The following is a 22,815-nucleotide window of genomic DNA, read 5'->3' on the forward strand; positions in this document are numbered from 1 at the left end:
CTCAATCGAGATCGTAACCCAGGCTCTTCAGGGCCCGCTCGTCGTCGGACCAGCCGCGCTTGACCTTGACCCACAGGTTGAGCATGACTTTCGTTCCCAGCGCGCGCTCCATGTCCAGGCGCGCCTCGCGGCCAATGCTCTTGATTCGGTCGCCGTTCTCGCCAATCAAAATCACCTTCTGCCCCTGACGCTCTACCAGAATCAGCGCGCTGATATGCGTGACCCGCTCGGTCTCGCGGAACTCTTCGATCTCGACCGTCATCTGGTAGGGCAGCTCGTCGCCGAGCTGACGCATGACTTTTTCACGCACTAGTTCAGCCGCCATGAAACGCAGGCTTTTATCGGTGATCTGGTCTTCCGGGAAGAAATGGATACTCTCGGGCAGGTGCTTGGCGACTTCCTCTTCCAGGGTTTCTACTTGGGTGCCATGCTTAGCAGAAATGGGTACCACGGCGGCAAATTCACGGCGTGCGCCCACATCGGCCAGCCAAGGCAGCAGATCGCCTTTGTCTTGAAGACGGTCGACCTTGTTGACCGCGAGAATGACCGGCGCCTTCACGTGCTCTAGACGCTTCAGTACGGCTTGGTCTTCGTCTGTCCAACGGGTGCGGTCGATGATGAACACCACGCAGTCGACATCGCGCAGTGCTTGGGTCGCCGCTTGGTTCATGAAGCGGTTGATAGCCTTGTTACGATCCTTGGACATGATGTGCATGCCCGGCGTGTCGACATAGATGAACTGCGTATCGTCGACGGTTTTGATACCCATCACTTGGTGGCGCGTGGTTTGCGGTCGCCGAGAAGTGATCGAGATTTTTTGCCCCAGAATCCGATTCATGAGGGTTGACTTGCCTACGTTGGGACGGCCAACGATGGCCACGAAGCCGCAGGTTTGGCTCATGATTTGTCTCCAGGGGGTTGCTCGAGATAGGACAATGCTTCTTCCGCAGCCTGCTGTTCGGCATGGCGGCGGCTGGGGCCTTTACCCGTGGTATGCTCGCTTAAAAGCTCGATGTAGCACTCCACGGTAAAGGTCTGGGCATGCGCCTCACCCTTTACAGAGACCACTTCATAACGTGGCAGCGCCGCTTGGCGCGACTGCAAAAACTCTTGTAAGCGTGTTTTGGGATCTTTCTGAGTATCTTGCAGCGAGATGTTTTCCAGGCGGTCGGCGTACCATGCGAGTACGCGCTCGCGCACGGCATCCATTCCAGCGTCTAGATAAATCGCGCCAATCACGGCTTCTACAGCATCCGCTAGAATCGATTCACGGCGATGGCCGCCGCTCTTCATTTCTCCCGACCCCAGCCTCAAGCACTCGCCAAAGGCCATTTCTCGGGCCAGCTCCGCTAGGGTTTGGCCCTTGACCAAGCGGGCGCGCAAACGCGAGAGCTGCCCTTCCCGCGCCTGGGGAAAGCGCTGAAACAGCGCTTCGGCAATCACGAAATTGACGATGGAGTCACCCAGAAATTCCAGGCGCTCATTGTTGCGACCACCGTAGCTTCGATGAGTCATGGCCAGTTCCAAAAGCGTTGGGTCGCCAAAGGTATGGCCGATTCGTCGGCAAAAAGCGGTTAAGGAATTACTCACAGTGCTCCTACGTCATTGACGTTAACTAAGACAACCACACTTACGATTTGAAAACGGTACTGCTTCATTCGATACGCCGTATGCTGGTAAAGCTAGGTAGCCCGCCATCCCAATGCATCCACACGGCAAAGGCGCGACCGACGATGTTCTCTTCCGGCACGAAGCCCCAGTAGCGGCTATCGTTGGAGTGGTCGCGGTTATCGCCCATCATGAAATAGTGGCCTTGCGGTACGACCACTTCACGCATTTGCGGGCCTGGATCACGGGGATTGTTATAGATGAAGTGACTCACGTCACCCAACTCCTCCTCCAGCAACAGCTGCTGAGGGGAAAGCATCGGCCCCTCTTCGATCAATGCCTTACTGACCGGCTCGCCATTGACATAGAGCTGCTTACCTTCATAGCGAATACGGTCGCCGGGCAGCCCCACCACGCGTTTGATGAAGTTCACCGATGGCTCTTCAGGAAAACGGAACACCATGACATCGCCCCGCTCGGGATCGTCTACTTCCAAAAAACGATGATGAACGACCGGTAAACGTAGGCCGTAGGCGAATTTATTGACGAGAATGAAATCGCCGACTTCCAACGTGGGCTTCATGGAGCCAGAGGGAATTTGAAATGGCTCGATGATGAAGCTGCGCACCACCAGCACCACCAACAGCACCGGAAAGAAAGAACGCGAGTAGTCGACCGGCCAAGGCTCTTTTAAGAGCTTCTCCCGCGTCGGCGCATCCAGCCCTTCCATGGTGGCTGACTCTGCTTTTGCCACGCGCTCACGGCGCTTAGGCCGAAGCACCAGCACATCCAACAGATAAATGGCCCCTGAGAGCGCGACCGCAAGTACCAATAACAGTGAAAAATCCATGTGGGGTTCGTATCCCTAGTCGTTTACCTTGAGCACAGCAAGGAAGGCATCCTGGGGAATTTCGACACGCCCCACCTGTTTCATCCGCTTCTTACCGGCTTTCTGTTTTTCGAGCAGCTTTTTCTTACGGCTGACGTCGCCGCCGTAACATTTCGCCGTGACGTTTTTACGTAGCGCTTTTACCGTCGAGCGGGCCACGACCTGGCCACCAATCGCTGCCTGAATCGCCACGTCGAACATTTGACGGGGGATCAGCTCTTTCATTTTCTCCACCAGCAAACGGCCGCGGGAGTGAGCATGGTCGCGGTGAATGATGACCGCCAGCGCATCGACTTTGTCACCGTTGATCAGCACATCCAAGCGCACGAGTTTTGCCGCCTCGAAGCGCTCGAAGTTGTACTCGAGCGACGCATAGCCACGCGAGATGGATTTTAAACGGTCAAAGAAATCCATGACCACTTCCGACATGGGCAGCTCGTAGGTGAGCTGGATCTGGTTACCCAGAAACTGCATGTCGAGCTGGGTGCCGCGGCGCTGTTCACACTCGGCGATCACGTTGCCAACGAACTCCTGAGGCACCAGAATGCTGGCCCGCACGATAGGCTCACGCATCTGCTCGACATCGGCCATATCGGGTAGCTTGGAGGGGTTGGAGACGTACTGAATGTCGCCGTTCTTCATGGCGAGCTCGTAAACCACCGTCGGCGCCGTGGTGAGCAGATCTAGATCGTACTCGCGCTCCAGACGCTCTTGGATGATCTCCATGTGCAGCGTACCAAGGAAGCCCACCCGGAAACCAAAGCCCAGCGCATCGGAGTTCTCCGGCTCGTACTCGAGAGAGGCATCATTGAGGGCCAGCTTTTCCAAGGCATCGCGGAAATCTTCGTAATCGTCGGCGCTGACCGGGAACATACCGGCGTAGACCTGCGGCTTCACTTTTTGAAAGCCCGGTAAACGTGGTACGTCTGGTGTCTTGGTATGGGTAATGGTATCCCCCACCGGCGCGCCGTGAATCTCTTTGATACCGGCCACGATGAAGCCGACCTCACCGGCGCGCAGAATGTTGGTCTCTTTGCGCAGCGGTGTGAAGATGCCTACTTCGGTGGCGTTCCAGTCGCGTCCGGTCGACTTGATACGGATCTTATCGCCTTTGCGCAGCGTGCCGTCGAATAAGCGCACCAGCGAGACGACGCCCAGATAGTTATCGAACCAAGAGTCGATGATCAGCGCTTGCAGGGGCGCTTCGGGATCACCTTTAGGCGGCGGAATGTCTCGCACCAGCCGTTCGAGCAGCTCGTTGATGCCAATACCGCTTTTTGCAGACACTTGGCACGCGTCAGTGGCGTCCAGGCCAATGATTTCCTCTACCTCTTGGGCGACGCGATCCGGGTCGGCCTGCGGCAGATCGATCTTGTTGAGTACGGGTAGTACTTCCAGCCCCTGCTCGATGGCGGTGTAGCAGTTAGCTACCGACTGCGCTTCCACCCCCTGCGCCGCGTCGACGACCAACAGGGCCCCTTCGCAGGCATAGAGCGAACGCGACACTTCGTAGGAGAAGTCGACGTGCCCAGGGGTATCGATGAAGTTGAGCTGGTACACCTGGCCATCGGCAGCGGTGTAGTCCAGCGTGACGGACTGAGCTTTGATGGTGATGCCCCGTTCACGCTCGATATCCATGGAGTCGAGCACTTGCTCTTTCAGCTCACGTTCGGTCAAACCACCACAGGTTTGAATCAGACGATCCGACAGCGTCGATTTACCGTGATCGATGTGGGCAATGATGGAGAAATTGCGAATATGCTTGAGCTTTCCGCTGGAAACGTCATGAGACATCGAGTGTGTTCTACCTTATTGGTGCGCAAGCGTGGGAGTTGCGGCGCTGGGCCGAAGGGCGATAAAACGGAAACCGCACCACTGCATTGCCAAAGTTCGTCAAAAGATAAGCGCTATTGTAGCGATATGCGCGGGATAGGAACAGCAGTCCGGCGAGAACCGCCGGACTGGAGGGAATTGACGCTTGGGTTAATCGAGGCGAAGGGCAACGAACAGCGAGCGGCCGTCGCGATAGAGACGCATGGGAATCGCTCGGTCGTTCGGTAGCGCTTCGACGATTTGCATCAGCTCGTCCGCCGAAGAGACACTGCGGTGGTCAATACTCACCAAAATGTCGCCAGCACGCAGCCCTGCCTGCGCCGCAACGCTATCCGGTTCGACCTGGCGTACTTCGACGCCGCCACTGATCCCCAAACGCTCACGCGTTGCTTGATCGACTTCGGCAACGGCGACGCCTAACCGCACTTGGTTATCGCTGCCCGATGCCGAGGCGGATGACGCCATATCTGGCCAGCTACCCAGCTCAACGGTTTCCGACACCTGCTCGCCATCTCGCATCAGCGTCAATTCGACATCGTTACCGGGTGCAACGCGACCGATCAGCCGCGGCAAGGTGCTGGAGCGATCCACTTCTTCACCGTTGACTTCGATGATGACGTCACCGGCTTGCAAGCCACCCTGAGCCGCAGGGCCTTCGGGATCTAAATCGGCAACCAGAGCACCAACCGCTTCGCTCATACCGAAAGACTCGGCTAGATCCTGCGACACCGGCTGGATCATCACGCCCAACCACCCACGATTTACACGGCCATCTTCACGGAGCTGATCTGCCACGTCCATCGCCACGTTGATTGGGATGGCAAACGAGAGGCCCATAAAGCCACCGCTGCGGGTAAAGATTTGCGAATTGATACCGATGACTTCGCCTTCCAGATTAAACAGCGGGCCGCCGGAGTTACCCGGGTTGATGGCCACGTCGGTTTGGATGAACGGTACATAAGCATCACGAGGTAGCGTGCGGTTGATCGCACTGACGATACCCGCCGTCACCGAGTGATCGAAACCAAAGGGAGAACCAATGGCCGCGACCCAAGCCCCCACTTTCAGCTCGTCGGAATCGCCCAAATTGAGCACTGGCAGGTTGTTGGCATCGATTTTCAGCAGTGCCACGTCGGTTTGTGCATCACTACCAATCAATTCAGCGGGTAGTTCACGGCGGTCATTGAGACGCACCAGAATTTCATCGGCGTCCTGCACTACGTGTGCGTTGGTCATCACATAACCATCGGCACTGATGATGAACCCAGAACCAAGCGACTGTCGCTCTTGGCTACGGCTACCGCCTCCACCACCGGGAGGTGTTGGAAAGCTATCGCCAAAGAAGTGGCGGAAAATTTCGGGAATTTCTTGATTGCCAAACCCTTGGAGGGCTGGGCTGCGCTGCACCGTTCGACTGGTCGAAATATTGACGACGCCTGGTGCAGCGTCTTCTACCAACTCAGTGAAATCGGGCAGCGTTTGCGCATAGGCATTTTGGCCGATCAGAAACATCGCGACCAAGCAGAGCCATAGTGTCGAGGGGAGAACCAAGCGCTTCATGCAACAGCTCCTAGTCAAGCAGATACGAAACGAAGGGAGTGCAACTCTTAGCGAGCTACGGAACAACTAACTGACCAAGCGTGGACGGAAGCGTTCCATCCGCTCGCGCAGTAGATATTTAAGGGCCAGTACGCTGCACATCAAGGCGCTAAAGAAGAGCGCTACGCTCAACCATTCGCGCGCATCAAGTAGCGAAGCAGCGCCTGCCACCAATAACGCTAACAGCAAAGGAATGACATAAATCAGAAACGTTAGATAGTTCATCTGACGCTTGGGTAGCGCAATAGTGACGTCACTGTTCAGAGGATAAGCCGCCGGAAGTGAGGGGCGAGGGGCAGAAGCAAAAACGATAATTCGCTGCTGCTGGCGACGCGCCAAGAGTCCCATCCCGCAACCACGTCCCTCCTCACAGCGCTGGCAAGCACCGCTCAGCGAGACATCAACGATCAGTCCGGTATCGGTGTAACCAGCCACTTTACCTACTCTGAGTAGCGCTCCACATCCAGCGTCCGACATAGTCATCATCGAGACTCGATACGCACAGATTGCACGACACGCTCCAAGGTAGCCGGCGGAAGCTCACCGATACCAATCAGTTGCCAGCGCTGCTCGCCCTCTGACAGCATCGAAATGGCGGCAGTCGATACGCCTAATCGATGCACGCCCTCTTCGAGCATGGGTTGCTCGACCGGAGTGACGAAGAGGCTCACCGCCGCTAGACCATCACTAAAAACCTGCTGATTCTCTGCTGACTGACCCGGCTCTTGTGGCTGAGCAATAAACCCTTCAGGCAACCAGTCTACCCGCCATGAGAAAGAAGACCGTTCGGTGGTCACGTCGCTGGCAACGTGCCCCTCATAAAGCACAGGAGATTGCAGTTGGGTAATCTGGAAGGTTTCTAACACGCGATCTTGATGGTCGCTCAAGACATGCTTGAGTAGCAGTCCCGTTGATTTATCGACCCACCATGCATGCTGGTAGCGCTGCTGGTCTTGTGGCACAAAACGAAGTGCAACTGCGTCACGCCCCGCCACACGGGTGTTTTCTTGCAAAGAGACATCGTAATAAGAAGCGATGTGCTGAGCCCAAGCTTGAGAGGCGCTTGGATCTTTGCCCTCGTTTGGGGTAAAGCGTGCCATGTAGCCTGCGATGGAACGTCTCTCGACACTCACGGACGGTCCATCCAAGTGCTGAACGACCTGCTGGCGCACGCCATCTCGAATACGATGAGAGAGCGCCAACGTTCTGACACCTATCGCATCGATGGTCACGGCTCGGGCCTGAAAATCGTAACAGTGCCCTGCCACCATACTGCGCGCTAACCATGCCAAAGCGGTGTCAGGGGATGATTCGTCGTCAAGCGCCGAACAAACGATGGGCGGCTGCGCATCGGCGAGGGCCAGAGTCGGGATAAGGCCAGCGCCAGCCATACCGAGCGCCAGCGCCACTCCCCAAACGCTTTTCTTAGCAGTCGCCATACCGATCAAACAGCCTCTTTAGAACGATTAAGGTCAACCTTAGCTATCGATTTATCGCTGGCCTAACGGCTCGGTCACTGATGAACGCATCAGCGGCGTCCAGCTATCGCCACCACCAATCGCAGCGCCTTGAGCATGCTGCTCGAGATAGGATTGCAGCATACGAAGTTGATCCACATCGATGGTCGTTGCTTGTTGCGCCATCATGCCCTGGGGTGCCACGGGCGTTGAAAACCCCGTCTCACTGATATTCATCAAACCACTGCTACCCGATTGTCCGCTAATCCGGAATGGGGTTGGCTCGAACATGGGCATGTCTGACGCAACCATCGATGCAGGCTGAGCCGCACTCAAACTCACTGGCTGCACTTGCGTCCCAGGGTTAGACTGCGACGCCACCGTGTTGCCTGTTGGCTGGGCGGTACCGGTGGAGCCGTTACCGTTGAAGAACTGTACGCCGGTAATCACCATGAGCGATACGGCAGCCGCCACCCCGGCGCCGCGGGCAAAGGAGATGCCTCCCGTGCGGGCAGGTACAGTCGTAACGTCACTCTCGACGGACGGCACGGGCTCGTCTTCGAGGCGCGCCATGATACCAGCAGAGAGATCAACGCTGACATCCACGCTGCGCTCCCGCTGCATCATGCTGCGCGCTAGGTGGTAGCGACGCCACGTCTCTGCCGCATCGGCATCGTCAGGCAGTGATTTCAACACTCGGCGCAATTCAAGCTCATCACTTTCGTTGTCCATCAATGCTGAAAGTGATTCCCGTGTGTTTTGACTCATACTTCACACCCTCACACTGTGTTAGGAGAAGTTCAGCGACCACACGGCTCATGCGTGTTTTAGCCGCAAAACCTCGCAGGCCAAGACCTAATGACTCATTTATCGCTCATGCATGACAGTCAACGGTTCAACTCGAACATGCTAGACAGCCTCTATGACGCTTCACTTGCGAGACAGTTCACTAAAAATACAAAAACGTAAGTATTTGTGACCGCCACCTACATGAACAACCTGGCATACATCACTCATCTCGGCTGTTACGTGCGGTGCTGACCAGCGGACGAATGTGCTCATCCACTGCCTCCCTGGCACGAAAGATACGCGAACGCACGGTGCCTACCGGGCACTGCATGACTTGAGCGATGTCTTCATAGGCCAAACCGTCCAGCTCGCGCAGTGTGATGGCCGTGCGCAGATCATCTGGCAGCTTTTCGATCGCTTCGAAGACGGCGGCTTCCAGTTGGTCGCGGGCAATGGATGCCTCAGGTGATTCGGAATCCGCCAAACGACCGCTTTGATCGACGATTTCAGCATCGACGATATCTAAATCGCTACCGGGCGGTCTGCGACCGCGTGACACTAAATGGTTTTTAGCCGTGTTGATGGCAATACGATACATCCAGGTATAGAACGCGCTTTCCGCTCGAAACTTACCCAGTGCTCGATAGGCTTTAATGAAAGCTTCCTGCGCAACGTCCTGCACTTCTGCGTGGTCATGCACGTAGCGCCCGATCAACCCAATAATCTTATGCTGGTACTTCTTTACCAGTAGATCAAAAGCGCGTGTGTCACCTTTTTGAGCACGTTCAACCAACTGTTGATCCGTTTCACGAGTGCCCATTCACACGCTCCTTTGGCTCGCACGTTTGATGCCGAGCGTTGTTTCGTTGTCGCCCTAGTAATCGGGCCTTCACAGCAAGCAGCATAGCGTCCCTTGGGCATCTATTAATTTTCATGGAGGACATCAGCAAGCAATCTCGGCCTACCGCCGGTGGTGGCGCGCAAGGCAGCTTGCGACAATGCCGTCTAGTGTTACGCGTTCTTAGCAGCGCATCAAGCGCTTACCCCCTTTCTCGAAACCCTGAGGCTGACATTTTTCCTTAATGCAAAGTTCCGTAACAATTGATTTTTACCACCCTGACGCGCCATAGTAGTGACCACGTTTCGTCCATCGCGCACGCACAGGTAGCAAGATGTCAGATCAACAGGTTAGTAACCTCAACGTCCTCGCTCAGGATGTTCTTACCACCCCCGAAGCATTGAAAAATACCATCCCGCTCACGGAAAGCGCCGAACGCTCGGTGATCGAGGGCCGTCGGACCATTCAAAACATCCTGGATGGTAAAGACCCACGTTTGCTCGTCGTCGTGGGCCCTTGCTCCATTCACGATGTCGAGGCCGCGCTGGATTATGCACGCCGTTTGCGCACGCTAGCGGAACAAGTCAGCGATAGCCTATATATCGTGATGCGCGTCTATTTCGAAAAGCCGAGGACGACCGTAGGCTGGAAAGGGTTGATCAACGACCCTCACCTGAACGACTCTTTCGAAATCGACGAAGGCCTGCACATTGCCCGCAAACTGCTAGTCGACCTAGCGGAAATGGGCCTGCCGTTGGCCACCGAGGCGCTCGATCCGATCTCCCCTCAGTACCTGCAAGACTGCATCAGCTGGTCAGCGATTGGCGCGCGCACGACCGAGTCCCAAACGCACCGCGAGATGGCTTCCGGCCTCTCTTGTCCCGTTGGGTTCAAAAACGGTACCGATGGAAGCCTGGACGTGGCGATCAATGCACTGCAGTCCGTGGCAAATCCGCATAACTTCTTGGGCATCAACCAAGCGGGACAAGTGGCCATCATCCGTACCCGCGGCAATGGCTATGGCCATGTGGTGCTGCGCGGCGGTAACGGAAAGCCTAACTATGATAGCGTCAGCGTCGCCCTGGCAGAGAAAGAGCTGAAAAAATCCGGCCTCTCAGCCAATATCATGATCGACTGTTCCCACGCCAACTCGAACAAGGACGCTGCCCTGCAGCCGCTGGTGCTGGAAAACGTCACCAATCAGATTTTAGAAGGCAACACCTCAATCATTGGTTTGATGGTGGAATCGAACATTGGCTGGGGAAACCAAAAAGTACCGGCAGACTTGAACCAACTGCAGTACGGCGTCTCAATCACCGACGCTTGCATCGACTGGGACACGACCGTCGAGACGTTCACGCGCATGAACGAGAAACTCGCCCCGGTACTGGCCAAGCGCGCCACCGCTCAATAACGCGGCCTCGCCCTCTACAATGCCCTGCCGCACGGCGGGGCATTTTGGTTGTCGCTATTTAACGTTGCCTAATCCCTAGGCTTGGATGTCACGCTTGAAAGGCGGCAGCGCATCTAACAACGCCTGACCGTAGCGCCGTGTGATCACTCGGCGATCCAACAGCGTAATCACTCCGCGATCACTCTCTTTTCGGATCAAGCGACCGCAGGCCTGCACGAGCTTGATCGAGGCATCCGGCACACTGATGCGCATGAAGGGGTTACCGCCTTGACTCTCGATCCACTCGGCCAGCGTTGCACCTACGGGGTCATCGGGCACGGCAAACGGCAGCCGGGTAATCACGACATGGGTAAGGTAATCCCCCGGCAAATCGATCCCCTCCGCAAAACTCGCCAAGCCAAAAATCACGCTCCCCTTGCCACCATCCACCGCTGCTCTGTGTCGCTCGATGAGTTCTCGTTTGGGCAGTGCGTCTTGGGCCAAGATGCGCTCTTTTGCCGCGGCAGGCAGCGCTTTTTCGACCGCGCGCAGCTGGGCACGAGAAGAAAAAAGCACCAGCGTCGCCTCCTCCTCGCCGAGCTGTGACACAAAGCTCACGATCGCACGCTCATGCGCTTCCCGGTCGCTAGGGTCCGTCGCCTCGGCGGGCACTCGTAAGACGGCGTTGGCATAGTCAAACGGGCTGGGCAGGGCCTGATAACGGTATCGGTTTGCCAATCCGGCGCGCTCTTGCAACCGCTCGAAGCGGCCCAGCGCCGTTAACGTGGCGGAGGTCACCACGGCCCCGTGGCAGCGGCCCCACAAATGCTTGGCGAGGGTATGTGCGGCGGAGACGGGACTCGCCGAAAACTCGATTTCCGGCTCCCCTGCCACACGGCTCAGCGTTAACCAGCGCGCACTGGGTGGCGCATTGGGAGCATCCTGCTCGCTGAACGCCTGCCAAAGCGCGTGGGCCTCCAGCGCGCGGCCATGCAGCAGCGCCATCAGCGGCAGCCAAGCTTCCGCCTGCTCCCGATCCAGGCCGGTTTGCTTATCGGGATCGAGGCTTTCCCGTAAGATATCGCTAATGCTCTCCAAGCTCCTCGACAGCGTGGCAAACATGACCAGTAGTTGTTGTGCCTGTTCGCGCAGCGCCTCAGGCACTTGGCCTTTCTCGAAACGCTGCTGGTGGCTGGCTTCTTCATCGGCAAGGCCGTTTTCTCGCCCGGCAAGCTGATGCCCCATGCTAAACACATCGCCCAGCGCGGGCTCCAAGCCATGCAGCAATTCGGGCAACCCTGCCAATAGCCGAGCGATGGTAGGCTGAACCGCCAGCCCCTGGTGCAAGTCCGTCAGACTGGTTTTCAATGTTTTCATCCAGCGTAGACAACCATGCACGGCAAAACGGTGAGCAAAGTGCGATAGCGCTTTGTCCGGCAGGTGGTGACCTTCGTCGAAGACAAAAATGCAGTCGGCGGGGTCCGGCAAAATCGCACCGCCCCCCAGGGCTAGATCCGCCAGCACGAGGTCGTGATTGGCAACGATCACGTCGGCATTTTCCAGCTCTCGTCGCGAGCGGAAAAAGGCACAAGCACCGAAATGGCCGCACCGGCGACCGGTGCACTGGCGATGGTCGACCGTAAGCTGTCGCCAGTGCGAGTCATCGATCGACACCGGCCAGGTATCGCGGTCGCCCTCCCAGTCGCCCTTGCCGTAAGCGTCGGCCATATCGGTGGCCAGCACGTTGAAGTCGCTGCTATCGGCTTGCAACGACTGCTCGAATAGCGAAAGCGTTGGGTTGGGCTCACTTCCTTCTAGCGCTTGATCCAACCGCGCTACGCAAACGTAACGGCCACGCCCTTTGGCTAACGCGTAGCGAAAGGCAACCCCGCTATGGCTCGCCAGTGAGGGCAAGTCCTGGTTGAGTACCTGCTCTTGAAGCGCCACGGTGGCCGTGGACACGATCAAGCGCTTACCCTGCGCCTTGGCGATGGGCAGCCCCGCAATGAGATACGCCAGTGTTTTGCCCGTGCCAGTACCGGCCTCCAGCACGCAGACGTGGCTATCGCTAACGCGCTTTCCCTCGCTATCGCACTCGATGTCGCCCAAGGTTCGGGCGATTTCGGCGATCATCAAGCGCTGCCCGTAACGCGGTGTGAGTTCGAGCTTCTCCACCACGTTACGGTAAGCCTGCTGGATATCGTTTTTTAGCGCGTCATTCAACATCCGAGTTACAGCATGCCTTCCGGCGGGTGTTCGCAGGGCAACTTACCGTTGATATAGCGCTCGATTTCAGGCAACGAGAAAGCGTCCTCTTCGCCGACGAAGCTGATCGACACCCCTTTCGCCCCGGCACGGCCGGTACGTCCGATACGATGAACGTAATCTTCCGGGTCTTCTGGCAAGGTATAGTTGATCACGTGGCTCACGTCTTCGATATGAATTCCGCGGCCGGCCACGTCGGTGGCCACCAGCACCTGCACGTCCCCTTCGCGGAAGCTTTCCAGCGTCTTGATGCGCTGATTCTGCGGCACATCACCCGATAGCATGGCCGCACTGACACCGGCTTTTTTCAGCAGGTCATCCAACTTACGCACGAGATCGCGGCGGTTTCCGAACACCATAACGCGCTCGAAGCTCTCCTGCTCCAGTAGCTTGACCAGCAGGCGTTGCTTGTCGTCATCGGAGACGAGATAGACCCGCTGATCGATATCCGCCTGATTTTCAACGGTCACTTCGATTTCGACATGCGCCGGATCGAGCGTCCACTGACTCGCCAGATTGAGAATATCGTCGGTGAAGGTGGCCGAGAACAGGAACGTCTGGCGCTCCTCTTTTTTTGGCGTGTAGCGAATGATCCGCTTCACGTCGGGGATGAACCCCATGGAGAGCATACGATCTGCTTCGTCGAGCACCAGCACTTCGGTTTCAGAGAGGTCGATATCACGCTTCTGATGAAAATCAAGCAGGCGCCCAGGCGTGGCGACCAGGATATCGATCTTCTTGCTCAGGCTATCGCGCTGTTTTTGATAATCCATGCCGCCGACGACACTGGCGACATTAAGCTGAGTAAAGCGCGCAAGCGCCTTGGCGTCTTTCTCGATTTGCAGCGCCAGCTCACGGGTCGGCGCGATGATCAGCGCGCGGGGAGCCCCCGGCTTTTGGCCCTCCGGTGTGGGCTCTTCGAGAAAATAGGCCAACACGGAGATCAAAAAGGCAGCGGTTTTACCGGTTCCCGTCTGCGCTTTACCGACGATGTCGCCTCCCAACAGCGTATGGCGCAGTGCTTCCGCTTGGATAGGCGTGCAGTACTCGAACCCTTGGGCGTGAATCGCACGCATCAAAGGCAGCGGCAGATCAAAGTCATGGAAGCGCCACTTGCCGGCAACGGCGGGCACCTGAAACTGACGAAGATCCCAGTTCGACTGACGACGACGCGGTTTACGACGACGACGTTTTGGCTTGCGGTTCTGGGCCGATGCTGTGGTCTGTTCCGACTCGCTCATAGGCTGTGTATCTGTCCATTGCTGTGGATGTTAGGCATCACGAAGTGCGCATTGTACCAGGGGTTGGCGATAAGAGCGCGCCCTGCTGTCGAACGAGCACACTAGCCTGTTAGAATAAGGCCTACATTAACCCAGGGAGCGCGACATGACGCGTAAGAAAAAGACTCGTTCATTGGCGGATAAAGTAACGATCCGCACTGGTCGCCGCAAAGATTATAAAAAGTGGCGCCATGAGAATCCTGATCAGGTGACCTCGTCGCGCCGCTTCGTCGCCAAAAAGCAGCAGCAGCGCAAGCTTCAGGCGGTGCGCAAGCTGGCGCGCCAGCAAAGTGGCCAAACGATCGCCATCCATCCTGACAAAGCGGGCGACAACTCACCAGGAGAGCCGTCTTGATGCGTTTGGTTTCGTTCAACATCAACGGAATTCGTGCACGACTGCACCAGCTTCAAGCGCTGATCGACACCCATCAGCCCGATGTCATCGGCCTTCAAGAAACCAAAGTGCAAGACAGTGAATTTCCCACGGCTGACGTCGAAGCCATGGGCTATCACGTTTTTTACTATGGCCAAAAAGGGCATTACGGCGTTGCACTTTTATGCCGTCAACGGCCGCAAGCGGTGTATTACGGCTTTCCCGATGACGACGACGATGCCCAGCGGCGCATGATTGGCGTCAAATTGCTCGTGGAAGACGGCAAACCCGTCACGGTATGGAATGGCTACTTCCCTCAAGGCGAAAGTATCGATCACCCTACCAAGTTTCCGCACAAGGCGCGCTTTTATCGACAGCTCGCCAACCTGCTTAATACCCAGCATGCTCCCAACGAGCGCTTGGCGGTCATGGGCGATTTCAATATCTCGCCTGAGGACCAAGACATCGGCATTGGTGAAGCCAACCGCAAACGTTGGCTTCGAGAAGGCAAAACCAGTTTTCAGCCCATCGAGCGTGAGTGGCTGGAAGGCATCAAAGCGTGGGGGCTGAGCGACAGCTATCGGCTGTGCCATCCAGACAACGATGAGTGGTTTAGCTGGTTCGACTACCGCTCCAAGGGCTTTGATCGCGACCCCAAACGAGGGCTGCGCATCGACTACATCCTGGTCTCGAAGCCGCTGGCCGAGTGCGTGACCGATGCAGGTATCGATTACCCGCTACGCGCCATGGAGCGCCCGTCCGACCACGCTCCCACCTGGAGCGATTTTACGCTCACCCTAAGCGCGTGATGAGGTGGCGCCGGACAGACTTTCCGGCGCGGCTTAGTTAGCGGCTGGGGCCCTCTGACGCCAGTTCGGAAATACTGAGCTGGTAGTTCAAATAATCGTCGCTGTAGCTGCCTACGTAAATCTGGTAGTCACCAGCGGGCCAATTCGTGTATTCGATGTGCTCGTTGAGGCCCATTCCGCCGTCGTCATCGCACAGCAGGAACTTGCCAGGGCCATCGACGATCAGCGTGGTATCGCCATCGGCGAGTGTCCAAAGCTGCAGATAAGAGAAGGACTCGTTGAGCGTCATTTGATGATCGGGCGTGGTGGCGACGCTACCTTGGCAGCGGTTGCCGCGCATGTCCGTTCCAAACTGGCTCGCGGCCTCCTGCGCGCCGCCAGACACGAAACTGACCCGCCAGGGATCGGGAGAGAAACCGGGTGAAATCGCTAGATGGCGATCTTCACTAGTATCGGCATAGCCCCCGCTCGCTCCCTCGAGGCGACTGCCAGGCAGCTCGCTGACGAACAGGTCATAGTTATGAACTCCGCCGCCATAGCTACCGACATAAATACGGTACTCACCCGGCACCCAGTCGCTGTGCTCGATGCGCTCACTGAGACCCTCTCCCCCGTCGTCGTCACAAAGTAGAAAGCGCCCGGGGCCGTCGATGACCAAGGTGGTATCGGCTCCCGACTGGTTCCATATCTGCAAAAAATCGAACCGGTCGTTCAGCGTCATGATGTGATCCGGCGTTTGTGAAATGCTGCCTGAACAGCCTACGCCACGCATGTCGGTGCCAAAGATACCGCTGGCGTCTTGACCACCGCCTGATACATAGCTGCGCTGCATGGGGTCGGGCATGAAGCCAGGCGACAGGGTGAGGTTCCGCTCTTGAGCGTGAGCCGCCGAGCCAGCGAGCGTACCCGCAACCAGCAGTACGGCGGGTAAATACGTTGTTTTATTCATGGCAGTCTAATGTATCGATGGAAGAGAGGCCTCGACGAGCAAGGCAACCGGACAGCCCCTACAGGCAGCCCGATGTTTATATCACATTCGCTTGAAGCAGCCATCAATCGAAATAAGCCAACCACTGCTCTGCTTGGTCATCGCCTAGATCGGCCGCCTGGGTCAGGGCCGCTTCGGCCTGTGCGTCTTCACCCCACCCATAAGCTAACTGGCCGTAACGTCGCCAATCCTCCGCTGTCTGGGTCAGCGCGGCCAGTTCGCGCCACGCCGCTAGCGCTTTATCGACATCCTTGGCCTGCTGCCAAGCCGTGGCGCGCAGGCGAAGCGTGTCTTCATCACGGGGAAGCGAATCCGCCTCTAGCGCCGCTTCTAAGTGCTCGGCAGCGCGCGCAGGCGTCCCCCCGGCCATATGCAGCTCGATCAGGGTGCGGCGTTCCTCAGGCGTAGAAAACTTACCCAATTGCCAGGCTGCCTCCCAAACGGCGGCGGCCACGCCCAGTTGGCCGGCCTGCTGGGCAAGACCGGCAGCCTGACGCCACGCCTCGGCGTCACTCTCAGCACTCAACCCATTCAGCAGCCAGCTAAGTGCCTGTGCGTTATCCCCTGTGTTTCGAAGCACGACATGGGTGAGCGTTTGCTGATCAGCCGTCAACTCCCCTTGTTCAAGCAGCGGCGCCAGCCACTCCATCGCCTCTTGCCAGCGCTCCTCTTCCGCCAACAGGCGTACGAGCTGCCAAGCCGTTTCCGCGTAGCGATCACTGCCCGACGACTCATTCAGCCACTGCTCGTACAGTGTGATAGCCTGACCCCGTTCTCCTGCGGCACGGCGCAGCGACGCTTCGTCACGTAACCAGCGACGCACTTGACTATCGGGGACGCTTGGCCGCTGACGGGCACTGGCAAGCTCGTCGGCAGCAGCCAGGGGGTCCCCCTGACGCACCAGTGCGCTGGCGGTTAGCTGATGATACAGCGCACTCGCCCATTGATCTGCACGGTTACCACCTGCGAGTCGCTCGGACTGAGCGCGCGCATGAGCGATGATACTGTTCAGCACGTCAGGATCGGCTGAGCCGCTTGTCTGGCTGGCCAACTGACTCTGGAGCCGGTTCAGGTCCTGAATCATATCGCCCGGTAGCGGCTCATTGGCCGTTGCGGTGACGCTCAACGCGCTTAGCAACACGATACCTATCCATTGTGTTAACGCGCGTTTGTGGTCAACCATAACGACGGGCCTGTTTGGCGTATTTTCTATACGAGACATGTCACCGCTACCTTAACTGGAACTCGATACGCTGGGTGGCGCGCCGCAGCTGCTGGCTGGGCTCGAACTGCCAGCGCGCAATTGCCTCACGAGCGGCGTCTTCGAATACCCGGCGAGGCTGTGCATTGGTTACCCGAATGGAGCCTCCATCTACCCTTCCATTACGCTGAATGACAAATTCCACCTCCACAAACCCTTCCAAACCTCGGCGTTGAGCACGTGGAGGATAAGACGGGTTGACGCGATTCGTGGGCGCCACTTGACCGACACTCACGGGCTCATTCGAGGGCGCGGGCTCTGCGGCTGGTGCCGCTTCCCGCTGCGCGGTGGCAGGCTCAGGAGAGGGGGCCGCCGTTTCTGAAGGTTCGGGGGCGGGCTCAGGTGCTGGCTGGGGCTGGGGCTGCGGCGTAGGCTCAGGGCGCACCTCGGTCAGCTCCGGCAGCTCGCTTTCCAACTCGACGGGCTCTACCGGCGCGTCGGGTAGCTCTACATCTGGTAGCGCAATCGCGCTCGTGGCGACCGGCGCTGGTGATGGCACGGGCATGGGCGGTGGCGCTGAAGCGGCTTGAGTAGGTACAGGGGGCGATGTCTCCTGCTCCGGCGCCACCTCCGGTGCCTCCACCATGGTCATCGACATCGACATGATGGGCTCATCCACCTGCTGCTCGGGGGGAGCGACCAGCAGCGCCAGCATCCAGAGAAGTCCAACGGCCAGAGCGATACCACCTAGCATCGACAACACATGGCGCATCATGGCGCACTCCGGCTCGCTGCCACGGCAACCTGCTCGACGCCCGCCTGCTGAAGGCGGTCCATGACCTCGATCAGAACGCCGGTCGTCGACGCCCGGTCGGCCTGAATGACCACGGAGCCCTCACCGCTCAGCATTCCAGCCACCTGCTGGCCCACACGGTGAACGTCCACTGGCTGGCCATCGACCCATACGGCTCCTTCCGGCGTGACGGCAATCAACACTTGCGCATCGGGACGCGGAGTGGCCGCTGAGGCCTCAGGGCGATCGATGTCCACCCCGCTCTCCTTGATAAAGCTGGTCGTGACGATAAAGAAGATCAGCATGATGAACACCACGTCCAACATCGGCGTCAGGTTTACCTCATTGCTATCGTCAGCAGCCTCTATGGAACGGCGTCTACGCATCACTCTCCTCCAAGGCACGCGCTAAACGGTCATGCAGACGCTGGTCTTCGCGACGAATAACGTGCTCTAAACGGCTAATAAACAACATACCCACCACCGCAATGGCCATGCCCGTCAGCGTGGGCAACGTAGCCCGGGCAACCCCATCGGCCATGGCTCGGGCTTGGTGGGTATCACTCATCGAAAGGCTATCGAAAACGGTAATCATGCCCGTGACCGTTCCCAATAACCCGAGCAGCGGGCAAAGCGCCACGAGCAGCTTGATCCAAGGCAACGGCCGACGCAGCTTGGCCACCAGTGCAGCACTCCACACATGGCGTAGCGTGCGCGCGCTCCAACTGCGATGGTCGTTACGGGCCGTCCAGCGACGCACCAGCTCATGTCGCGATTGCCGCCAGCTGAAGCGGTAGTACCACCACCGCTCGATCGCCATGGCGAACACCGCCACGGCCACCAGCGCCAGCACCACGATGACGGCACCACCTGCATCGAGCAACCGCTCGACGGGCGAAAGCCATAGGGGTAGCGTAGGCATACTAAGTCACCGCGTGCGCATGGCCAGCGGACTGCGCTTCCAGATGGTCTGCCAGCGTGGCGCTTGCTTCGCCTTCGATCACCTGAACAATGAAGCGACTGCGGCTAGACAGCGCCGTTTGGGCAAACAGCAGCGGCACTGCCGTGACGAGACCCAACACGGTAGTGACCAGCGCCTGACTGATCCCCCCTGCCATGAGCTGGGGGTCCCCCGTGCCAAAGACCGTGATGGCCTGGAAGGTCACGATCATGCCTGTCACGGTACCCAGCAGACCCATCAGCGGCGCAATGGCGGCCAGCAGCTTGACGATGGGTTGACCACGTTCGATTTTAGGTAGCTCGGCGAGTACCGCCTCATCCAGCCTTGCTTCGAGCGCTTCCGGCGCTTGATGTTTGTCCATTTCTTTAAAGCGCTGCAGAACACGCCCCAAAGGGTTGTCCGCGCTGGGCTGATGCAGCGCTTGACGCTGGCGACGCACGCGGGCGCTGACCACCAACAGATACAGATACTGTGCCAAGGCGACTAGCAGGCCGATGCCCCCTAGCACCACGACCACGTAACCGACGTACCCGCCCTGCTGAAAGCGCTCCCATAGCGTGGGCTGCTGGGCCAGCGCTTCGAGCACGCTGCCCTGGGTAGGGTCGATAGCGAATTCGCGGCTCTCGCCGCTGTGATAAGCCGCTAATAGATCGCGGATATCGGCGGGGGTGCGTGGCACCTCGGCGAGGCCACCTTCCTCATCTTGCCCTTGTCGAAGCAGCGCAGACTCGGTGAACGCAGCGAAATCACCCAGTCGCACGACGCTGCGCGACGCTATGTCACCGCTGGCATCTGCTACCGGTAACGCCAAGCGCTCGGCACGGCCCGTATCCATGGTGAGAGCCGCTAGACGATCAACGACGGCCTCAATGTTTTGCCGTTCGAGCACGTCGACATCGTTCAAACGCGGTGGCAAAGCATCGGCCTCAAGCGTTAGCCAGCTATCGCCGCCTAGCTCGTTGCGAACCTCTTCGCTATGACGCGTTAGCTCCGCCAGTAGCGCCGTTAACGCCTCGCCTTGTTCCGCCTGGCGCTGAGCAAGTGCCTGCGCCTGCTCGTTTTGCTCATCCTGTTGCGCTTCGAGCGCAGCCTGCTGCTCCTCGGCAGCCGAGTGGGCATCACGCGCCTCTTGCAAAGCGGCTTCTAGCGCGTCTTGATCATCCAAGAAAGATTGAAGACGCACCTGGTCACGCGCCTGGGCAGCCCCGCGGGCCTCTCTTAACGAGCTGACATCGTCGCTTTGGGCCATGCCAACGCTGCTGGTCAACACGCCGACCAATAGGGTGAGGCAAAGCCTAGCCTTGGAGCGAGAAAACAGACTCATGGCTGCCCTCCTTGGTCATTAGCCGTGATCGAGAGCGGGAGCTTTAGAAGTTCTGGGGTACGCTGGTCGGCCGCAATCCGCAGTCCATTACGTACCTGGCGACGAGCGGGCTCGTCTAACGCGAGCCAAGTTCTCTCTTCTTTATCCCAGACACCGCCCTCTCGGCCATCCGGTGTCAAGTAATAAAAGCCAATACGGCCAATCCGCAAGTATTCCACCTCCCTGGGGGAAGCGCCCTCTATCTCCAAGCGGCCACGCCAGCTATCAACCTCGCGTCCATAAGCGAGTTCTGCACGCCAAGCTTCGATCAGGCTTGCAATGCGTTCGGCACTACTCGCCTCAGGGCTACCCGCAGACGCCACCCGGGCGAGGCGCTCATCGGTCAAGAAGGGAAGATCTGACTCGATCCATCGAGTGAGCTGTTCGGTCATATCCTGTTCGACCATGGGCAGCGCTGCGCGCGTATCGCTCAAGGTATCCAGCGCTTGATTCAAACGTTGCTGGCGTTCGGCCTCACTGGCCAAGCGGCTGCTGAGCGTGGCGTTGGCGGCTTCCATCTGGCGGGTTTCCCGCTCCAGGCGGCGAAGTTCTTCAATGGCGGATCGCGTGGCTTCATCCGCCCTATCGATTTGCTGCTGCAGCTCAGACTGGGCTTGCTGGGCCTCGACACTTTGGGCCGCTTGATCCACCGTCTCATCACTTGCCATGAGCGCACCGCTGGCTAGCACGCCCGCTAGACAGCATCCACGCAAGGCAAAGAAAGGCCTGTTCCGCACGTTATGTCTCCGTCACTGCTCAGCGCGCCATCACGATCGGCGTGCTAAAACTCATTAGGTATAAGAACGATTTGCGTTTAACGCGTGCAGTGCATAGCGTACCACTAATAGAATTAATGACAATATTTATCATTAACATTCAGTCACCAGCGTATTTTCTGCACACAAAAAAGGCGCCTACCGGCGCCTTGATGACTAATTGAAATTAATGGTGATTTGCTACGATATGCTCTTTAGTGAGTGGCGCCAAAGGGAGCTGCCATGCTTCTTCCCGAGTCACCCATTTTGCTTCAGCTATTTCAGCTGCCGCCGTGACACGCTCATCAAGCACAAGGCTAAAGAGATATGCGTCCAACATCACACTTGGCTCATTGGCAGCGGGCGCTGAGTACAATCCGAGTGGAGAGAGACGGTCACTATTCACTATCAGCCCCAACTCCTCATTGAGTTCACGACAAAGAGCCTCTAGGGCAGTTTCTCCTGCATCGATCTTGCCGCCTGGCTGCATGAAAAAAGATGTATTGCGTTTACGCACCAATAGCAATCGACCTGTTGAATCGCTCACTACGGCGGCTGCTATTTTCAATACATTCGCGTTACTTGTTTGCATCATTCATCCACCAGATAACTGACGCCCCCACCCATTGGCAGCACTATCAAAACGCCCAGTCGTCGTCCTCGGTGGCGACGGCTTTACCAATGACATAAGAGGATCCCGACCCTGAGAAGAAGTCGTGGTTCTCGTCCGCGCTGGGCGACAGCGCGGCCATGATCGTTGGGTCTACGTCCGTCACGCTACTGGGGAATAGCGGCTCAAAACCCAGGTTCATCAAGGCTTTGTTAGCGTTGTAGTGAAGAAATTTCTTCACGTCTTCCGTTAGACCCACGTCATCGTACAGCGATTCCGTGTAGCGAACTTCGTTGTCGTAAAGCTCTAGCAGTAGCTCGTAGGCGTAGTCTTTCACTTCCTGCTGCCGCTCGGGCGTCTCTTCTGCCAACGCCTGCTGGAATTTGTAGCCCACGTAATAGCCGTGTACCGCCTCATCACGAATGATCAAACGAATCAGGTCAGCGGTATTGGTCAGTTTGGCGTGACTGGACCAATACATCGGCAGGTAGAAGCCTGAGTAAAACAGGAACGATTCCAGGAAAACACTCGCCACCTTACGCATGAGTGGATCGTCGGAGCGATAGCGATTCAAAATCAGCTCTGACTTCATCTGCAGCGTCGGATTCTCCTCGCTCCAGCGGAAGGCATCGTCCACATCCCGCGTGGCACACAGCGTCGAGAAAATCGAACTGTAGGAGCGTGCATGCACCGACTCCATGAAAGCGATATTGGTATATACCGCTTCTTCATGAGGGGTGCGTGCGTCTTCCATCAACACGGGCGCGCCCACGCTGCTTTGAATGGTATCCAACAGCGTCAGACCGGTAAATACGCGAATGGTCAGCTGCTTCTCCTGCTGCGTCAGCGTATTCCAAGACTGAATGTCGTTGGAGAGGGGCACTTTTTCCGGCAACCAGAAGTTACTGGTCAGACGGTTCCACACCTCAAGGTCTTTATCATCCTGAAGGCGGTTCCAGTTGATCGCATTCACTCGCGACAAACGTTGCATCATGGTCATCAGCGTTCTCTC

Annotated in this window: 23 protein-coding genes; 3 read left to right on the plus strand and 20 right to left on the minus strand. The window is 57.7% G+C overall.

The window, feature by feature from the left end; genetic code table 11:
• Position 1: 1 nt before the first annotated feature.
• The 9 genes from era to rpoE form a co-directional block, all read right to left on the minus strand.
• Positions 2–901 (minus strand): GTPase Era, encoded by a 900-nt coding sequence (gene era / locus MHM37_RS01415; protein WP_139527286.1) that lies wholly within the window; start codon positions 899–901, stop codon positions 2–4.
• On the minus strand, positions 898–1,590 hold the full coding sequence (rnc, locus tag MHM37_RS01420; protein ID WP_139527285.1) for a ribonuclease III: 693 nt from the start codon (positions 1,588–1,590) through the stop codon (positions 898–900). The genes era and rnc overlap by 4 nt, the downstream gene beginning before the upstream one ends.
• A gap of 64 nt (positions 1,591–1,654) precedes the next feature.
• Positions 1,655–2,458 carry a signal peptidase I gene (gene lepB / locus MHM37_RS01425; RefSeq protein WP_153843675.1) on the minus strand — a complete coding sequence of 268 codons (804 nt, stop codon included), beginning with the start codon at positions 2,456–2,458 and terminating at the stop codon, positions 1,655–1,657.
• Positions 2,459–2,473: 15 nt separating this feature from the next.
• Complete coding sequence (gene lepA, locus MHM37_RS01430) at positions 2,474–4,291, minus strand: translation elongation factor 4 (protein ID WP_153843674.1); 1,818 nt, start codon at positions 4,289–4,291, stop codon at positions 2,474–2,476.
• A 189-nt stretch (positions 4,292–4,480) separates the two neighbouring features.
• Positions 4,481–5,890 (minus strand): DegQ family serine endoprotease, encoded by a 1,410-nt coding sequence (locus MHM37_RS01435; RefSeq protein ID WP_239295651.1) that lies wholly within the window; start codon positions 5,888–5,890, stop codon positions 4,481–4,483.
• Positions 5,891–5,956: 66 nt separating this feature from the next.
• Positions 5,957–6,415 (minus strand): SoxR reducing system RseC family protein, encoded by a 459-nt coding sequence (locus MHM37_RS01440; RefSeq protein ID WP_239295650.1) that lies wholly within the window; start codon positions 6,413–6,415, stop codon positions 5,957–5,959.
• Positions 6,412–7,368 (minus strand): MucB/RseB C-terminal domain-containing protein, encoded by a 957-nt coding sequence (locus MHM37_RS01445; RefSeq protein ID WP_239295649.1) that lies wholly within the window; start codon positions 7,366–7,368, stop codon positions 6,412–6,414. Before MHM37_RS01445 ends, MHM37_RS01440 begins: the two co-directional genes overlap by 4 nt.
• A 51-nt stretch (positions 7,369–7,419) precedes the next feature.
• Complete coding sequence (locus MHM37_RS01450) at positions 7,420–8,154, minus strand: sigma-E factor negative regulatory protein (protein ID WP_219861064.1); 735 nt, start codon at positions 8,152–8,154, stop codon at positions 7,420–7,422.
• A gap of 241 nt (positions 8,155–8,395) precedes the next feature.
• The gene (gene rpoE / locus MHM37_RS01455; RefSeq protein WP_139527280.1) at positions 8,396–8,995 is read right to left on the minus strand and encodes an RNA polymerase sigma factor RpoE; all 600 of its coding nucleotides are present in this window, start codon (positions 8,993–8,995) and stop codon (positions 8,396–8,398) included.
• A 352-nt stretch (positions 8,996–9,347) separates the two neighbouring features.
• Between rpoE and MHM37_RS01460 the strand changes: the two genes are divergently transcribed.
• On the plus strand, positions 9,348–10,427 hold the full coding sequence (locus MHM37_RS01460; RefSeq protein ID WP_219861065.1) for a 3-deoxy-7-phosphoheptulonate synthase: 1,080 nt from the start codon (positions 9,348–9,350) through the stop codon (positions 10,425–10,427).
• A 75-nt stretch (positions 10,428–10,502) separates the two neighbouring features.
• On the opposite strand, the gene dinG is transcribed toward MHM37_RS01460, so the two are convergent.
• Together dinG and rhlB are read right to left on the minus strand one after the other, a co-directional pair.
• Positions 10,503–12,632, minus strand: a complete 2,130-nt coding sequence (dinG, locus tag MHM37_RS01465; protein ID WP_239295648.1) for an ATP-dependent DNA helicase DinG — start codon at positions 12,630–12,632, stop codon at positions 10,503–10,505.
• 5 nt (positions 12,633–12,637) lie between these two features.
• Entirely contained in the window at positions 12,638–13,912 is a 1,275-nt protein-coding gene (rhlB, locus tag MHM37_RS01470; protein WP_219861067.1) for an ATP-dependent RNA helicase RhlB, read from the minus strand.
• A 145-nt stretch (positions 13,913–14,057) separates the two neighbouring features.
• Between rhlB and MHM37_RS01475 the strand changes: the two genes are divergently transcribed.
• Both MHM37_RS01475 and xthA read left to right on the plus strand, forming a co-directional pair.
• Positions 14,058–14,306 (plus strand): hypothetical protein, encoded by a 249-nt coding sequence (locus tag MHM37_RS01475; protein WP_153843672.1) that lies wholly within the window; start codon positions 14,058–14,060, stop codon positions 14,304–14,306.
• A complete protein-coding gene (gene xthA / locus MHM37_RS01480; protein WP_239295770.1) occupies positions 14,306–15,133 on the plus strand; it encodes an exodeoxyribonuclease III in 828 nt (275 codons plus the stop codon). The genes MHM37_RS01475 and xthA overlap by 1 nt, the downstream gene beginning before the upstream one ends.
• A 37-nt stretch (positions 15,134–15,170) precedes the next feature.
• Here xthA and MHM37_RS01485 read toward each other — a convergent pair whose 3' ends face one another.
• The 9 genes from MHM37_RS01485 to nrdF form a co-directional block, all read right to left on the minus strand.
• Positions 15,171–16,082, minus strand: coding sequence for a hypothetical protein (locus MHM37_RS01485; protein WP_239295647.1), 912 nt, complete (start codon positions 16,080–16,082; stop codon positions 15,171–15,173).
• Positions 16,083–16,185: 103 nt separating this feature from the next.
• Entirely contained in the window at positions 16,186–17,304 is a 1,119-nt protein-coding gene (locus MHM37_RS01490) for a hypothetical protein (RefSeq protein ID WP_219861069.1), read from the minus strand.
• Between the two features lie 46 nt (positions 17,305–17,350).
• Positions 17,351–18,097 carry an energy transducer TonB gene (locus tag MHM37_RS01495; protein ID WP_139527272.1) on the minus strand — a complete coding sequence of 249 codons (747 nt, stop codon included), beginning with the start codon at positions 18,095–18,097 and terminating at the stop codon, positions 17,351–17,353.
• Positions 18,094–18,501, minus strand: coding sequence for a biopolymer transporter ExbD (locus tag MHM37_RS01500; RefSeq protein WP_139527271.1), 408 nt, complete (start codon positions 18,499–18,501; stop codon positions 18,094–18,096). Before MHM37_RS01500 ends, MHM37_RS01495 begins: the two co-directional genes overlap by 4 nt.
• Complete coding sequence (locus MHM37_RS01505; protein ID WP_139527270.1) at positions 18,494–19,036, minus strand: MotA/TolQ/ExbB proton channel family protein; 543 nt, start codon at positions 19,034–19,036, stop codon at positions 18,494–18,496. The genes MHM37_RS01500 and MHM37_RS01505 overlap by 8 nt, the downstream gene beginning before the upstream one ends.
• Before the next feature lies 1 nt (position 19,037).
• Entirely contained in the window at positions 19,038–20,399 is a 1,362-nt protein-coding gene (locus MHM37_RS01510) for a MotA/TolQ/ExbB proton channel family protein (protein ID WP_239295646.1), read from the minus strand.
• Positions 20,396–21,175 (minus strand): DUF3450 domain-containing protein, encoded by a 780-nt coding sequence (locus MHM37_RS01515; protein WP_239295645.1) that lies wholly within the window; start codon positions 21,173–21,175, stop codon positions 20,396–20,398. The genes MHM37_RS01510 and MHM37_RS01515 overlap by 4 nt, the downstream gene beginning before the upstream one ends.
• Positions 21,176–21,380: 205 nt before the next feature.
• Entirely contained in the window at positions 21,381–21,788 is a 408-nt protein-coding gene (locus tag MHM37_RS01520; protein WP_239295644.1) for an NUDIX domain-containing protein, read from the minus strand.
• Between the two features lie 43 nt (positions 21,789–21,831).
• A complete protein-coding gene (gene nrdF, locus MHM37_RS01525; protein WP_139527267.1) occupies positions 21,832–22,803 on the minus strand; it encodes a class 1b ribonucleoside-diphosphate reductase subunit beta in 972 nt (323 codons plus the stop codon).
• Positions 22,804–22,815: the final 12 nt, after the last annotated feature.

This window comes from Halomonas sp. MMH1-48 (assembly GCF_022348105.1).
GTDB classification, from domain to species: Bacteria; Pseudomonadota; Gammaproteobacteria; order Pseudomonadales; family Halomonadaceae; genus Vreelandella; species Vreelandella piezotolerans.